The organism is Acidaminococcales bacterium (genome assembly GCA_031290885.1).
In the GTDB taxonomy this organism is placed as follows: Bacteria; Bacillota; Negativicutes; order Acidaminococcales; family JAISLQ01; genus JAISLQ01.
On the sequence record JAISLQ010000059.1, the window covers coordinates 1 to 15,179 of the forward strand.

Here is a 15,179-nt window from a genome sequence, read left to right on the forward strand (position 1 = left end):
GTACAGGATCGCGTTGATAAAATCTCGGTTCTCGGCCCTGACATTCCCGCGCTGAATCGGAAAGTGGCCGGCTATCCGTTCAAACTGCGCTTCTGTTATATTCATGTGTTGTATTATACATGTTCATAGATTAGTGTCAACAGTCTCTAAAGAAATCTATGCTTTTTAGATTTTTCAGGCCAAAAAGCGGCGCAAGGTCGCTGATGTTGTCGCCGCGGATATAAAGCTCCTTTAGATTCGTAAGCCCCGACAGCGGCGCGAGGTCGCTGATGTTGTCGCCGCCAAAAGAAATCCTCTTCAGTTTTGTCATATGGCCCAATGCCACGATGTCGGCATCGGTCAGGCCGTACAAATCAAGCTCCGTCCGTCCGGCGCAAAACCGCTCGCCGCCTATGTTTACGAACTCCGGTTCCGTGCCGGGTGGTCGCATCGACCCAACATTTTCTTTCATGATCATTCACGCACTCCTCCATTCTATCGTCGCTCTATGGCTTTATGGATAAATTATACCACGCTTACATGTGCAATAATATGTACCGGCACGTCACGCAAATGAGCAACTAAAAATGCCGCCCCGCAACAATGATACGGGGCGGCAATACATATGCGGCATGTTGGAAGGGAAAGCCAAACTGCCAATTGCGGCAATGGCTGCCGCTGTCCGTTCCCGGCTATATTCTCACTCTTTTGCGTTGGGGGCTTTTTGAAGCGAGGAACAAAGGTCTATTGAACAATTCTTTTATTTCACAAGATAAACCCAACACCCGGACATCATTTGTTTTGTCCACAAAGACTTTATTCTTAATATTTTCGATAAAGTCTTTCAAATTCCAAACAACCAGCTTTTTTTCTATTTCGGGAGACAACTGATACTTTGGGGATTTGCGAGAACCCTTGTTCAAATACAGTGCTGCCACAACATTTGTCCCTTCTTTGCCCAGGCCATTAACGTAGTTATTGATTGGCATGGGTTGGTCGGCCGCGTTGTTTGACTTTTTTTCGATGAAAATCGCTTTTCCCCGTCCTTGCTTTTAAGCAGAACATCAATATGCTTTGTCTCGCGCTCTACAGCGCCGCCTTGAAAATCAGCATACTGGATGCTGCCAGCGCCTTTTTTTGCAAGTCAGCGTTTAACGCCTCAATAAACACTTTTTTTACGGGTTCGTCCTGCAAATAATAACCCAAAATATCCGAATGATAATTTTCCCGGTAATGAGTATCGCTTATAGCGCTGAAAACATTCCGTTGCTGGGTACGCTGCTTGCGACATGCCTCGACGTATGGATAAAGAGCGTCTAAAAAACCAAGTCAAGCATAATAATACATATCCATCCTATGATTGTTGTCCCATTGAAATAGATTTGTTCTTTCCCGATTTAGTTGAAATCCCCGTTGCCTGACGCTCGAGCGCGACCGCAATTCAGAATCGGAGCACTTAATGATACTGTTATTGACGAGCTGCGCGCAATAGCCGAAAAGGAAAATGGCGCAATCGCACTTTCACTGTATATGCTTGGGTTTGGCTCATACATCGGTTTTAGAAAGCAATAAAATCCCCCGCGTATGCGGGGGAATCCGAAAAGCTGTCATAGAGGCAGACAGCAAGCGGCTAAAATTTCCCGCATATGCAGGGGCGTCCTTGTTTTATGGCATTTTTGCGCCCTATGCTAAAGCATAAGGCGCAGGGCAAGGCGCGAAAAAGGAAAACTATAAGGGCAAAACAAAACCGCACTATTAAAAAAGTGCGGTTTTATCATTTTTTTGGTGGAGATAAGCGGGATCGAACCGCTGACCTCTTGAATGCCATTCAAGCGCTCTCCCAGCTGAGCTATACCCCCAAAGTCATCGTGAACCTTGACATTGTTAATTATAATGTATTTTTCTTGTTTTTGTCAACGCCCTTGTTTTTGCCGATTATAACTTGTAATATATAATTGCGGTTTGTATTGTCCCGAGATTAAAACACGGCGTAGATTTGCGAAATGATTTGCCGCCCCGCGCGGCGCAAAGCGCCGGCGTATCCTTATTGGGCGAGGCTTCAGGGCAAAGCAAGGCGGCAAATTGGCCGCAAAGTAAAGATAATATGATTTTAATTCGGGAGCAGCATTAAAAAAAGGAGAGATGTTATGTCTGGCGGGACTGTATTGGTGGACAGAGAGGAAGTTTTAGGCATTATAACCATAAACAGGCCGGAAGCTTTGAACGCGCTCAACGGTGAAGTCATAAGCGGCATCAAGCGCGCTGTTCTGGAAATAGAAAGCGACCCTGCGATAAAAGTGATTATTATTACCGGCGCCGGCGAAAAAGCGTTTGCAGCCGGCGCGGACATCGCGGAAATGGCAAAAAAAGGGGCGCAGGAAGCTAAGGAGTTTTCTTTGCGGGGACATGAATTGATGGATAAAATTGAAACAAGCGAAAAACCGGTGATTGCCGCCATAAACGGCTTTGCTTTGGGCGGCGGTTGTGAATTGGCCATGGCTTGCGATATGCGCGTGGCGTCAGATAAAGCCAAGTTTGGGCAACCGGAAGTCAATTTGGGGATTATTCCGGCATTTGGCGGCACGCAGCGCTTGCTGCGCTTAGTGGGGAAGGGCATGACAAAAATGCTCATCATGTCGGCGCGCATGATTGACGCGGCAACGGCTTTGCGCATAGGGCTTGTTGACATGGTAACGACGGAAAGCGAATTGATACCAAAGGTCAGGAAATTGGCTTTGGAGATAGCGGGCAAAAGCCAGAATGCCGTGAGGTTGGCCAAGCTGTCCATCAACGCGGGGCATGAAATGGGACTTAAGGCCGGCAACGATTTTGAGGCGGAGAATTTCAGCGAATGTTTCCGCAGCGCCGAGCAAAAAGAAGGCATGGCCGCTTTTTTGGAAAAGCGGCCGGCGAAGTTTTGATGCCGACGTTGTTCCCCGGCTAAAGTCCGGACAAGGTTTGCGTGTCGGCTTGCCGCCTTGCGAAGCGCAAAAACAGGCGGAAGGGTTGCGGTCAAGAGCATGGCAAATAAACCGCAAATATGCCGCAGTTTTGGCCGGGGAACAGTATAATGGGGATTTGTAAGCGCGCCTTTGTTCCAATATGAATATATTCGTGCTATAATAATTTAAGAAAATCGTTCAGATACTTCCCTCGCGCCACGAGCGGGCGGACGGCGGTGTTCCGCCGTTCTTTCAAAAGCCCTCCGGGTTCGCGTTGCGGCGACAACAAGCGTTTGCAGGCGGTGATTTTTGTGAAGCCCCCTTATTTTATGCTGAACGCCTGGGATATCTGGCAAAAATGCGGCAACCTTCATGATCGCCAAGCTTGGAAGAATTTTTGGGCCGATATAGCGCTTTACGTCAAAACCAATCCCGGACAGGCAATTTTTTTTGAAGAACTCTTCAAAGAGGCGGGACTGAAAAAACAGGCGGCCGACTGTTTGAAAATTCCGTTGCCGATAGCTGCAAAAAAACTGCTCAGAGCGTCCGGCGCTTTTGGCCGGGAGCGCTGGGCTGAAGTCATAAATGAATGGGCCAAAATAAAGGCCGACCTGAAAACAAGAACCCAAGCGGCAATTTTGCAAAGCAACCGCCTCATCAAAGACTTTCTCCTCGCGGCGCTGGAGAAGGCGGACAATCCCCGGCTGCTTGCCGATAGCGCGGCGGGCGGGAGCGGGCTGCCCAAACGCTACCCCAAAAGCGACGTCATCCTGATGCTTTGCTTTATAGTGGCGGAATCGCTTTCCGCCGAGATAATAAAAGAGGGGTTTGATGGCCACATGGACAAAAGCATTTTTCAACTTGCCGACGATACCATGCCGGATGAAGCAGGCGGCACGCCCGTGGAAAGCGGCCGCTTCACGGCTGAAATTTTGCCGGACGCAAAAAATCCGCCGTCTTTTGCAAAGCTTTGCGAGGAATTTTTGCGCAGCATAGACAGCCTTGACCCTTTGTCCTCCGATTGGTCTGAAACAGAAAGATATTTAAGCGAAGCGGCCTTGATCGCCAGCCAAAAAAGCGAGGAACAGGCGGCTATTTTGCGCCGGCGCGCGTTAATTGACGATTTTACCGGCAAGACAAGCCATATTTTAAATACCTTCTCCGAGCAGTTGCGCTATATAGGTTTTAACCTGCCGGCGGCGGAAACGGCGGGCAAGCTGCCGGACAGCGCCTTGGAAGCTTGCATAGATGCTTTGTCCGGCCTTACCGAAGCCCTCCATAGTTACAACGACCTTTCGTCCGGGCGAAAAGGCGGTTTCAGCGAAGACAAAAAACGCGTAGGCCTTTTGTTATCGACCATGACCGATATCGAAAATGGCATGGAAGTGATCAGGCAAATCTTAAAGGTGGAGCTGTCCGCCGAAAACCAGGAAGCCGCCGGCGAACAGGATGAATGCACAGAGGCGAGAAAAATGCTGACAGCGCCGGTTCCGGATGGCCAAGACGCTTGCGGCGCTATTTTGCGGCAGCCGGACGCGGCGCGGGAGGAACCGGCTTTGTTGGCGCAGTCGGATGACAAAGACGCGCAAATGGAACTTTTCTCGGAAAAGAACGCTTGATGCGGGACGTAATTATCCCCTGCGCCATTCGCAGCATACATGGTTTCTTGCATCCGGCGCGCGCGGCCGCAGGGCGGGACGCGTCATTGATTGTCAGCCACGGGTTCCGGGGGTCGCCGGACGGCGGCGGGCGGGCGCTGATACTGGCGCAAGCGGCGTCGGAACATCTTAACGTGCTTAGATTCCCTTTCACGCCGCTCAGCGGCCTTTCCCGGCAAATAGAGGAACTCCTGGCGGTCATTGCTTACGCGCGCGGCGCGCTCGGCCCTGATGTAATATTGCTCGGCCGCAGCATGGGCGGCGCCGCTTCTTTGCTTGCCGCCGCGAAAGCGCGCGATGTGCGCGGCCTGATCCTCTGGTCGGTTCCTTTTGACCTCGTCGGCGCGCTTGCTGCCGCACTGGGCAGAGAAAACATGGACAAACTGCGTTTGGGCCAACCGGCCGAACTGGACGACGAATGGGGGAAAGGCGTCCTGACGCCGGATTTTTATACGGATTTACTGTCTTACGACCTTTTCGGCGTATTCGCCGTTTTGCCGGACATGCCGCTTTTGTTCGTGCACGGCGAAAGGGATGAACTCGCGCCGGCCGAAGATGCGCGGGATGCGTTTGCGCTGGCGCGCGGCGGCAAGAGGTTTCACCTTGTCAAGGGCGGCGACCATAGATTCATCGAGGGCTTCCCTGACTGCTTGGACGCGGTCATGGCCTGGCTTAAAGATAATTACGGGAGGGACGGCATTTGCTAAAAAAAGCTTCCATCGCGATTTTTTTCCTGTCGGCTTTACTTTTCGGCACAGGCTGCGCGGCCGTAAAACCGGCGAACGAAGCGGCGGCAAGCCGCCCGGAACAGACCGGCGGCAACTTGGCGGTATTCGATACATCCAAAGGTGTTTTTAAAATTGAGCTTTTCACGCAGGAGGCACCGCTGACTGCCGGCAACTTCGCCGCTTTGGCCAAACGCGGGTTTTATGACGGGCTTATTTTTCATCGGGTCATAGACGGCTTCATGATCCAAGGCGGCGACCCCAACGGCAACGGGACGGGCGGCCCCGGCTATGCGATCAAAGACGAATTCTCGCCCCGCCTGAAACATGATAAACCGGGGACACTGTCCATGGCCAACGCCGGCCCTAATACCGGCGGTTCGCAGTTTTTCATCACCTTGGCCCCCGCCCCTTGGCTTGACGGCAAACACAGCGTTTTTGGGCAGGTAGTCGAGGGCATGGAAGTGGTGGCGGCGATTGGCAAGGTAAAAACAGGCTCGCAGGACAAACCGCTGGAGGCCGTAGTCATTAAAAAAGTTACGATCGAGGAAGGAACGAAGTAAGTTTTGAGCGATGCGGACAACGCACTCAAAGTGCTTTTGCGCGACCAGGCGGAAGCTCTCGGCATTTTTGGCCATAACGATGAATTTTTGCGGCTGATCGGGCAAGCCTTTTCCTGCCGGATACTCACCCGCGGCGAAGAAATACTCCTTGCCGGCGACGCCGGGGAAACCGCCAGCTTGAAAAGGTTGTTTGAGGAGCTTCTGTTTCTTTGCCGGCAGGGACATCCCCTGACGGCGCATGACGTGCGCTACGGCATCCGAATGGTCAAAGAAGGCTGCGCCGACAACCTGCACAAGATGTTTTCCGATACGGTAATCGTTACAAACAGAGGGCGGCACATCAAAGCGAAAACGCTCGGGCAGTGGATATATCTTGAGGCCATCAAGCGCAATTTTATAACGATCGGCATCGGCCCGGCCGGCACCGGCAAAACCTACCTGGCGGTCGCCATGGCGCTCGGAGCGCTGAAAAACAAAGACGCGGAACGGATCATCCTGACCAGGCCTGCGGTTGAGGCGGGAGAAAAACTCGGCTTTTTGCCGGGAGACATGCAGGAGAAAGTAGATCCCTATCTGCGCCCCCTGTACGATGCGCTTTATGAAATATCGGGCAGCGAATTGTTCCAAAAATACATGGGCAAGGGACTGATCGAAGTAGCTCCGCTCGCTTATATGCGCGGGCGGACCTTAAACGACTCCTTCATCATATTGGACGAAGCGCAGAACGCCACGCCCGAGCAGATGAAGATGTTCCTCACCCGCCTGGGGTTCGGTTCCAAGATGGTGGTCGCCGGCGATGCCACTCAGACGGATTTGCCGCAAGGCAAGCAGTCTGGGCTGGCGCACGCGGAAAAAGTATTGCAAGGGATAGACGGCATACAAATAGTGCGCTTTTCCAAAAAAGACGTGGTGCGGCACGAGATCGTCGGCATGATGATCAAAGCTTACGAAAATTTTGACCAGCGCTGCAAGAATAAATAAAATGCGTATTTTTTTGAGCAGCGACATGGACGCCTGCCCGCCTGGCGGCGCAAAGACGCGTTTGATCAAACGGGCGCTCGGCGCGGCCGCCGATTTGGAAAAGCTGAAAAAACGCGTCCAGGTGAGCGTAACTTTGGTGGACGATGCGAAAATGCGTTCAATCAACCGGGAATTTCGCGGCGCCGACAAGGTAACCGATGTCATTTCCTTTGCCCTGAACGAAGGGGAAGAAACATGCGCCGCAGGCGGGCCGGAAAAAGACTTGTTGGGGGAGATTGTCATCTGCCTGCCGCAGGCCGCCCGCCAGGCGGAAGAATATGGGCACAGCTTGGAGCGCGAATTGAGCTATCTGGCGGCGCACGGCTTTTTGCATCTTTTGGGCTACGATCATATAACCGCGCAAGACAGGAAAGCCATGCGCGCGCAAGAGGAGAACATTATGGCGAAAATCGGGCTTGTAAGGCCGTGAAAACAGACGGCAAGGATATGGCGGGGGCAACCTTTAAATCCGGCTTTGTCGCGGTAGTCGGCCGGCCGAACGTTGGCAAGTCCACCTTGGTCAACCGGTTGGTCGGCGGGAAGGTATCCATTGTTTCCGACAAGCCTCAGACTACGCGCAACCGCATCATGTGCGTCCTGACGCAGGAATCCGCGCAAATGGTTTTCCTCGACACGCCGGGCATTCACAAGCCGCGGGGCAAATTGGGCGCGTTCATGCTCAAGGCGGCCGAAAGCGCCTTGGCCGAAGTGAACGTTATAATTTTCGTTGTGGACGCGTCCCGGAAAAAGGGCGGCGGCGACGAATACATCATGGCAAAACTCGCCCAAGCGGACGCGCCGGTAATACTGGCGGCCAACAAAATTGACCTTTTGCCCGACAGTCGGGCCATCCTGCCGGCCATAAAAAGCTATGCGGACGATCTGCCGCTCAGCGCGGCCGTTCCGGTTTGCGCCCTGAAACAAACAGACTTTGCGCCGCTTTTGACGGAAATAGGCAAACACCTGACTTGCGGGCCGAAATATTTCCCCGACGGCATGGTTACCGACCAGCCGGAACAAATGCTTGCGGCGGAGATGATCAGGGAGAAAATTCTCCGGGCGACGGCAGGCGAGGTGCCACATTCCATCGCCGTGAAAACAGACGAGATGAAACTGCGCGAAAATCAGGACATGTACATCAGGGCGACCATTTACGTTGAGCGCGCCTCACAAAAAGGAATAATCATCGGCGCGGGCGGGCGGCTCATAAAAGAGATCGGCCAGGCGGCGCGCGCCGATATACAGGCGCTGTTGGGCAACAGGGTGTATCTTGACCTGTGGGTAAAAGTGAAAGAAGGTTGGCGCGACCGCGATGGCGCGCTGCGCGAATTCGGCTTCGGACGGACATGCTGACAAGGCCGGCCCGCCGTTTGTCCCCGGCGGGCGGCGTCCTCCTTTTGCTGGCGCGCGGGGGGCGCAACGGTTACATTGGTATCGTTACGGCGGCAAGCCGTGCGGGAAAAATCGTCGGCGATTTACGGGACGGATACAACCGGGAAGAAGGAACTATGCTGAAAAAACCTGACGGCAGCTTTGAGTTTGGCGGCACAATGCTGCCGGGCGCCGCAGAGAGAATGTTGGGCGCCGCCCTGCCCGGACAAGGGGCCGCCTTGGGCGGATGCATATTCGGCCTGCCGGGGCGGCATCCGCAAACCGGCGGACGAGCCGGCGGCGGCCATGGTTTTGCAGCCGCAAGGTCAAAAGGCTTCCGTGTCGGGCGGGCAAAACTGGCAAAGAAACGCGGCGCGGAAAACGGCAATGACGGACAATAACCTTTATCAGGACGATATTATCATTCTCAGGGCGAGGGACTGGCAAACTTATGACAAGATCGCGGACGCCTTTTCCCGCAGCCACGGCCGCATCTTATTTATCGCCTACGGCGCGCGGCATATAAAGAACCGCAACAGCGCCCTGATGCAAAGCCTTGCCCACGCCAGCGCGCAATTGGCGCCCGGGCAGAAATTCGACACATTGCGGCAATGCGAACTGCTCGAACCCTTGCTGGCTTCGCCGGAAATCGCGAAATTCGCCTATGCTTCTTTCGCCGCCGAGCTTACCATAGAGGCGACGCCGGAGCGCGAGCCGCAGGAAGAAATATACCATCTCTTGCGCGGCGCCCTGCAAGCCATGAACAAGCGCAATCCGCGCCTGGTCATACTGGCTTTTGTCATGAAACTCTTTTCCCTGTGCGGCATATCGCCCAGTTTCGACAACTGCGTGTGCTGCGGCAAAGCGATCGAGGGCAGCGCATGGGCCAGCGCCGTGCAAGGCGGCTGCGTCTGCGGCGATTGCCGGACGGGGGCGGAAGCCGATTTTTCGCAAAGCGCCCGCGCGCTGAGCGCCGCCCTGCGCAATGTCGACTTGGCCGCCGCCGGCGGCTTTACGGCCAAGGGGCACGATTTGCGCGCGCTGGAAGATTTTTTATATAAATTTGTTCTCGCGCAAATTGAAAAGCCGCTGAAAAGCCTGCAATTTTTAAGCAAGCTGTAGCGCCCGGTTTTTCGTGAAACTGGCTGCGGGCGACACGCCCAAAGCGTTATTGGCTGTTTCCTGAATACTTAAGGAGTGAAAGCATGGATTTACAAACAATGATCTTGCATTTGCAAAATTTCTGGTCGCGGCAAAATTGCGTGCTTGGCCAGCCCTATGATGTGGAAAAAGGCGCCGGCACCATGAACCCGGCTACCTTTTTGCGCGCCTTGGGGCCGGAACCCTGGAACACCGCTTATGTGGAACCGTCCCGCCGGCCGGCCGACGGACGTTACGGCGACAATCCCAACAGGCTTTTCCAGCACCATCAATATCAGGTAATCATGAAACCTTCCCCGCTTGACATCCAGCAATTGTACCTGTCCAGCTTGGAAGAGCTGGGGATCGCGGCCAAAGATCATGACATCAGGTTTGTTGAAGATAACTGGGAAGCGCCGACGCTGGGGGCTTGGGGGCTTGGCTGGGAAGTCTGGCTCGATGGCATGGAAATAACCCAGTTTACTTATTTTCAGCAGGTCGGCGGCCTTGACGTCAAGCCGGTTACGGTTGAAATTACCTACGGGCTGGAGCGGCTGGCCATGTACATACAGGGCAAAGACAACGTCTATGACTTGCAATGGGTTGGCGGCGTAACTTACGGCGATATTTTCCGGCAGAACGAATACGAGCAGTCGTTATATAATTTCGAGCGCTCGAACGCCGCGCTCTTATTTAAACTTTTTGACTGCTATGAGGAGGAAGCCGTCCGCATCATAGCGGAAGGGCTGGTTTTGCCCGGTTATGATTATGCGCTCAAATGTTCCCATGTTTTCAATCTGCTGGCCGCGCGGGGGGCGATCGGCATAAGCGAGCGCACGGCCTTCATCGGGCGGGTGCGCAATCTGGCGCGCGCGGCGGCGGCGGCTTATTTGCGGGAACGCGAGAGACTGGGGTTCCCGCTCTTAAAAGGAGGCCGCCAAAGTGAATAAAGATTTGCTTCTTGAAATCGGAACGGAAGAAATGCCGGCGAAATTTTTGCCGGAAACGGTCGTTCAACTGGAAAAGGCTGCCGCCGACGCATTGAACCGCCTCCTCATACCTTTTGAAAAAGTAAAAGCCTACGCTACTCCCCGGCGCATGGCCGTCATAGCTTATTCCCTGCCGCCGGAGCAGGCGCGGTCTTTCCTTGAACATAAAGGCCCGCCGCTCAAAATCGCCTGCAACGACGACGGCTCCTGGAGCAAGGCGGCGCTGGGCTTCGCGCGGGGACAGGCGGCGTCTCCGGATGCGCTTTTTGCCAAGGGAGGATACCTTTACGTAAGGAAAGATTGCGGCGGCGGGCCGGTGGAGAATCTTTTGCCGGAGGCGCTGTTAAGCATCATAAATTCACTCGCTTTTCCCAAAAGCATGCGCTGGTCCGATTTGGATTTTCGCTTCGTGCGGCCTATTCACTGGCTTTTGGCGCTGTTTGGCGGCAAGGAGCTTCCTTTGGAAATAGCGCGCGTAAAGTCGGGCGCGGCCAGCCGGGGGCACCGATTTTTAAGCGCGGGGCCGATAAAAATAGATTCCCCCGCGCGTTATCTGGAAACGCTTAAGGAAAATTTTGTGCTGGCCGACCAGGACGAACGGCGCGCCCTCATCAGGGGGCAAATAGAGCAAATAGCCGACCGGCTTGGGGGCAAAGCCGCCATCGACCCGGAACTGCTTGAAGAAGTGGTGTATCTGGTGGAATACCCGACCGCTCTTTTCGGCCGGATTGACAAAGAATTTCTCGCTCTGCCCCAGGAAGCGGTCATAACGCCCATGCGCGAACATCAGCGCTATTTCCCGCTGCTGGACGCCGGCGGGAAGCTGCTTCCTTATTTCATCACCGTAAGAAACGGCGACGGCAATAACCTTGACGGCATAGCGGCCGGCAACGAGCGTGTGCTCCGGGCGCGCCTCAGCGATGCGGCGTTCTTCTTTGGCGAAGATAAAAAACACACTTTGGCGTCGCGGACGGAAAAATTGAAAACAGTAGTTTTCCGGGAAGGGCTTGGCAGCATCTACGACAAAGCGCGCCGGATAGTCGAATTGTCGGCTTTTGTGGCGGACGCGGCGGCCTTGCGGCTGAACGGGGGCGAACAGGAAATGCTCGCCCGGACCGCCCTATTGTGCAAAGCCGATTTGACTTGCGGCATGGTATGCGAATTTACCGAACTGCAGGGAATAATGGGCCGCGAATACGCGCTGCTGGACGGCGAGCCGGCACCAGTTGCGGACGGCATTTGCGAACATTACTTGCCGCGCTTTGCCGGGGACGCGCTGCCCCGCTCCTTTACCGGCCGGCTCACGGGCATTGCCGACAAATTGGACAATATAACGGCCGCCTTCAGCTTTGGGCAGGCCCCGACCGGATCGCAGGATCCATACGCCTTGCGCCGCCAAGCGATCGGCATAATCAACATCATACGCGACGCCGGCTGGAACCTCTCCCTGTCCGCCGCCGTCCGCGAAAGCATGCGGCTGCTGGACGTATCGGCCACGGGGATTGCCGCGCCAATAACGGATTTTTTCAGCCTGCGCGCAAGAAACATGCTCGCCGAAGAAGGATTGCGCCATGACCTCGCCGATGCCGTGCTGTCGGCGGATGCCGACAACATAGCGCAGGTGTTTAAGCGCGCGGCGGCCCTTAGGGAATTTGCCGCCGGCAGCCTGATGCCCGATGCCGTGCGCGCCTTTACGCGGGTAGCCAACATTGCCAAACAGCCGCCGATGGGCGATTTTGACGAAAAATTGCTCGTTGAGCCGGCGGAAAAGGAGCTGTTTTCCGTTTTTTCCATATTGCAAGAGCAGGCGCGCGCGGCGGCCGCCAACGGGAAATACGTCCTTGCCTTGGAACTGGCGGCGCGTTTGGCGCCGGCGGTGGACAAATTCTTTGCCGAGGTCATGGTCATGTCGCCTGACGAAAAATTAAAGGGCAACCGTTTGCGGCTTTTGGCGGCCATTAAAAAATTCGCCGCCGGCGTGGCCGATTTCAGCCGAATAGCGGGCGCGTAATGCGGCCGGCGCGAAAATATCGCGTAGCGGCGCAAAACATAGTCGCGCCCTTAGCCGCAAAGACAGCATGCTTTTAATCTGAGCGCAGTATAAGCCATAGCTTTTAAAATGCCGCTTAAAGCGCCTTTTTCGCAAATAGAAATTTTGGGGGGTTTTCAAACTGTCCCTGCCCGGACATGGCCGCTTGTTGCGCCCGCTGTTTGCGTTCCCCCAAATAATGATTGTTTGCTTTACTTTTTTCCCAAAATAGTATATGCTAATTACGAGAACCAACGAGAACGGCATGCATTGCCAAGCGCGGCTTGATTTGACGCCAGATCCGGCCATGGCCGAATGTCAAGGCGCCGATTCAGTAATTAAACGGAAATATTCCCTAAGGAGGTTCCCCCTATGTCAAAAGAAAATAGTTTGCTGCTCTGGTTTGATGAGTTGCGACGCGACGACGTGCCGATAGTCGGAGGCAAGTCCTCTTCGCTGGGCGAAATGACTTCACAGACTAAAGTGCCCATTCCCTATGGTTTTGCGACCACCGCTTACTCTTACCGTTATTTCATAAAAAAAAGCGGTTTGGAGAAAAAAATCGCCGGTCTGCTGAAAACCTTGCCCGACGTTGAAGACAGCGCGCAGTTAAAAAAAGTCAGCCGCCAAATCCGTGAAGCGATCATGGCGGGCAAAATGCCGGAGGACTTGCAAAAGGCCATAGCCTCAGCTTACGCCAAGTTAGGGGAACGCGCCGGCGAACAGGAGCCTTTTGTCGCCGTGCGCTCCAGCGCCACGGCCGAAGACCTGCCGGATGCCAGTTTCGCCGGGCAGCAGGATACGTACCTGAACGTAAAGGGCGCGGCGGAAATAATTGCCAAGATCAAAGAATGCTACGCCTCCACTTTTACCGACAGGGCGCTTTATTATCGCACCAACAAGGGGTTTGACCATTTGGAAGTGGCGTTGAGCGCGGTCGTCCAGATGATGGTATACTCAAAAGCCTCAGGCGTCATGTTTACGGTGGACATAGTGTCAGGCAACGACAAAGACATTCTGATCGAAGCCGCCTGGGGGCTGGGCGAATATGTCGTGCAGGGGGTCGTTACGCCGGATCGCTATATTGTGGAAAAGGGCACCGGGCGGATCATCGACAGGGAAGTTTCCGAACAGTCGATCATGATGGTACGGGCGCCCGGCGGCGGGGTGCGGGAAGAAAAGGTCCCTACGGAACTGATAGGCAGCCAAGTGCTAAGCGACGAGCAGATACGGGAGCTGTCCTCTTACGCGCTGGACATCGAAAGGCATTACGGCTGTTATATGGACATAGAATGGGGAATTGACGAGCGGACGGGGAAAACTTGGATATTGCAGGCGCGCCCGGAAACAGTATGGTCAAAACACAAAAAAAGCGGCGCAAGCGCCGAAAGCGGCGAGCAAGCGCCGCCCGCCCGCAAGGTATTGGTCAAGGGGTTGCCCGCCAGCCCCGGCAAGGCGGCCGGCCATGCGAAGATCATCCTTGATCCTTCGCGGATCGGCGAATTTAAAGAAGGGGAGATTCTTGTCACGGAAATGACGGCGCCGGACTGGGTTCCGGCCATGAAAAAGGCCAGGGCCATTGTTACCGACTCGGGCGGGACAACTTGCCACGCTTCCATTGTCAGCCGCGAACTGGGCATACCCTGCATTGTGGGCACCAAGAGCCGGGGCGTGGCTGCGACCGCCGCCATTGGCAAAGGGGCGGAAATTACGGTGGATGCCAGTAACGGCGTTGTCTATGAGGGCAGGGTGGACGATCTGGCCAAAAAAGCGTCCGCCGACACGCCGGCCGCAGCGCCGGCCGCCGAAACCTTCCCGGTAACCGGCGTCAAAATCTATATGAACCTCGGCGATCCGGAACTGGCGGAAAAGCACTCTGAACTTCCCTGCGATGGGATCGGCCTGATGCGCGAGGAGTTTATCTGGACCACTTATATACATGAACACCCGCTTTATCTTATTGAAACCGGACGCGCCGACAAGGTAGTCGACAGTCTGGCCGAGGGCGTGCGCAAAGTTTGCCAGCCGTTTTCGCCGCGCCCGGTAATACTTCGTTTCAGCGATTTTAAATCCAGCGAATACCGCGACCTTACCGGCGGGGACAAATTCGAGCCGCACGAACCCAGCGCGCTGCTCGGCTGGCGGGGCGCGTCGCGCTACTATGATCCCAAGTACAGCGCGGCTTTCCAATTGGAACTTAAAGCGGTAAAAAAAGTGCGCGAGGAATACGGTTTAAAAAATCTGCATGTGATGATCCCATTTTGCCGCACGGTGGAAGAGGCGGAAAAGGTAACCGGCATTATGGCGCAGGAGGGCCTTGTGCGCGGCGCCGATTTCAAGGTGTGGCTGATGGCGGAAATACCGTCGAATATAATCTTGGCCGATCAATTCAACAAATACGTCGACGGCTATTCCATCGGCTCCAACGACCTGACCATGCTGATTCTCGGTTGCGACCGGGACAACGATACCGTGGCGCATATCTATGACGAGCGCAATCTCGCGGTCAAGCGCGCCTTGCGCCACCTCATAGAAACAGCGCACAAGGACGGCAAAACCGTTTCCATCTGTGGGCAGGCGCCAAGCGTTTATCCGGAATTTACTGAATTTCTCATTAAAAGCGGCGTAGATTCCATATCGGTAAACCCGGACGCCGTCAAATTCACCAAAAAAATGGCCGCGCAGGCCGAACAGAGGATAATTTTGGACGCGCTTACCAAACGCGGCAAAGCGGAAGATCCCGCTTACGAATGGTAACAAGCG

The 15,179-nt window shown here is 54.6% G+C and carries 14 protein-coding genes and 1 tRNA gene; 12 read left to right on the forward strand and 3 right to left on the reverse strand.

Features of this window, described 5'->3' with window-relative positions:
• Positions 1–136: 136 nt before the first annotated feature.
• From LBO03_07050 to LBO03_07060, 3 genes are all read right to left on the reverse strand, one after another.
• On the reverse strand, positions 137–457 hold the full coding sequence (locus LBO03_07050) for a hypothetical protein (GenBank protein ID MDR3349344.1): 321 nt from the start codon (positions 455–457) through the stop codon (positions 137–139).
• 214 nt (positions 458–671) lie between these two features.
• Positions 672–968 (reverse strand): hypothetical protein, encoded by a 297-nt coding sequence (locus tag LBO03_07055; GenBank protein MDR3349345.1) that lies wholly within the window; start codon positions 966–968, stop codon positions 672–674.
• 794 nt (positions 969–1,762) lie between these two features.
• Positions 1,763–1,838: transfer RNA gene (locus LBO03_07060), tRNA-Ala, on the reverse strand.
• Positions 1,839–2,126: 288 nt separating this feature from the next.
• Here LBO03_07060 and LBO03_07065 point away from each other — a divergent pair.
• From LBO03_07065 to ppsA, 12 genes are all read left to right on the forward strand, one after another.
• A complete protein-coding gene (locus LBO03_07065) occupies positions 2,127–2,900 on the forward strand; it encodes an enoyl-CoA hydratase/isomerase family protein (GenBank protein ID MDR3349346.1) in 774 nt (257 codons plus the stop codon).
• Between the two features lie 332 nt (positions 2,901–3,232).
• A complete protein-coding gene (locus LBO03_07070; protein MDR3349347.1) occupies positions 3,233–4,540 on the forward strand; it encodes a hypothetical protein in 1,308 nt (435 codons plus the stop codon).
• The gene (locus LBO03_07075) at positions 4,540–5,286 is read left to right on the forward strand and encodes an alpha/beta hydrolase (protein MDR3349348.1); all 747 of its coding nucleotides are present in this window, start codon (positions 4,540–4,542) and stop codon (positions 5,284–5,286) included. Before LBO03_07070 ends, LBO03_07075 begins: the two co-directional genes overlap by 1 nt.
• Positions 5,287–5,402: 116 nt before the next feature.
• Positions 5,403–5,867 (forward strand): peptidylprolyl isomerase, encoded by a 465-nt coding sequence (locus LBO03_07080; protein MDR3349349.1) that lies wholly within the window; start codon positions 5,403–5,405, stop codon positions 5,865–5,867.
• Between the two features lie 3 nt (positions 5,868–5,870).
• The gene (locus tag LBO03_07085; protein MDR3349350.1) at positions 5,871–6,848 is read left to right on the forward strand and encodes a PhoH family protein; all 978 of its coding nucleotides are present in this window, start codon (positions 5,871–5,873) and stop codon (positions 6,846–6,848) included.
• A gap of 1 nt (position 6,849) precedes the next feature.
• Positions 6,850–7,317 (forward strand): rRNA maturation RNase YbeY, encoded by a 468-nt coding sequence (gene ybeY / locus LBO03_07090; protein ID MDR3349351.1) that lies wholly within the window; start codon positions 6,850–6,852, stop codon positions 7,315–7,317.
• Positions 7,314–8,240, forward strand: coding sequence for a GTPase Era (gene era, locus LBO03_07095; GenBank protein MDR3349352.1), 927 nt, complete (start codon positions 7,314–7,316; stop codon positions 8,238–8,240). Before ybeY ends, era begins: the two co-directional genes overlap by 4 nt.
• Positions 8,234–8,659, forward strand: coding sequence for a hypothetical protein (locus tag LBO03_07100; GenBank protein ID MDR3349353.1), 426 nt, complete (start codon positions 8,234–8,236; stop codon positions 8,657–8,659). The genes era and LBO03_07100 overlap by 7 nt, the downstream gene beginning before the upstream one ends.
• Positions 8,646–9,380, forward strand: a complete 735-nt coding sequence (gene recO / locus LBO03_07105; protein ID MDR3349354.1) for a DNA repair protein RecO — start codon at positions 8,646–8,648, stop codon at positions 9,378–9,380. The genes LBO03_07100 and recO overlap by 14 nt, the downstream gene beginning before the upstream one ends.
• An 83-nt stretch (positions 9,381–9,463) precedes the next feature.
• Positions 9,464–10,348 (forward strand): glycine--tRNA ligase subunit alpha, encoded by an 885-nt coding sequence (gene glyQ, locus LBO03_07110; protein MDR3349355.1) that lies wholly within the window; start codon positions 9,464–9,466, stop codon positions 10,346–10,348.
• The gene (gene glyS / locus LBO03_07115) at positions 10,341–12,398 is read left to right on the forward strand and encodes a glycine--tRNA ligase subunit beta (protein ID MDR3349356.1); all 2,058 of its coding nucleotides are present in this window, start codon (positions 10,341–10,343) and stop codon (positions 12,396–12,398) included. The genes glyQ and glyS overlap by 8 nt, the downstream gene beginning before the upstream one ends.
• 390 nt (positions 12,399–12,788) lie before the next feature.
• A complete protein-coding gene (gene ppsA / locus LBO03_07120) occupies positions 12,789–15,173 on the forward strand; it encodes a phosphoenolpyruvate synthase (GenBank protein ID MDR3349357.1) in 2,385 nt (794 codons plus the stop codon).
• Positions 15,174–15,179: the final 6 nt, after the last annotated feature.

Coding starts and splice junctions, on each gene's coding strand:
- LBO03_07050 (MDR3349344.1), bottom strand. CDS start 457: ATGATCATGAAAGAAAATGTTGGGTCGATGCGACCACCCGGCACGGAA.
- LBO03_07055 (MDR3349345.1), bottom strand. CDS start 968: ATGCCAATCAATAACTACGTTAATGGCCTGGGCAAAGAAGGGACAAAT.
- LBO03_07065 (MDR3349346.1), top strand. CDS start 2,127: ATGTCTGGCGGGACTGTATTGGTGGACAGAGAGGAAGTTTTAGGCATT.
- LBO03_07075 (MDR3349348.1), top strand. CDS start 4,540: ATGCGGGACGTAATTATCCCCTGCGCCATTCGCAGCATACATGGTTTC.
- ybeY (MDR3349351.1), top strand. CDS start 6,850: ATGCGTATTTTTTTGAGCAGCGACATGGACGCCTGCCCGCCTGGCGGC.
- LBO03_07100 (MDR3349353.1), top strand. CDS start 8,234: ATGCTGACAAGGCCGGCCCGCCGTTTGTCCCCGGCGGGCGGCGTCCTC.
- recO (MDR3349354.1), top strand. CDS start 8,646: ATGACGGACAATAACCTTTATCAGGACGATATTATCATTCTCAGGGCG.
- glyQ (MDR3349355.1), top strand. CDS start 9,464: ATGGATTTACAAACAATGATCTTGCATTTGCAAAATTTCTGGTCGCGG.
- ppsA (MDR3349357.1), top strand. CDS start 12,789: ATGTCAAAAGAAAATAGTTTGCTGCTCTGGTTTGATGAGTTGCGACGC.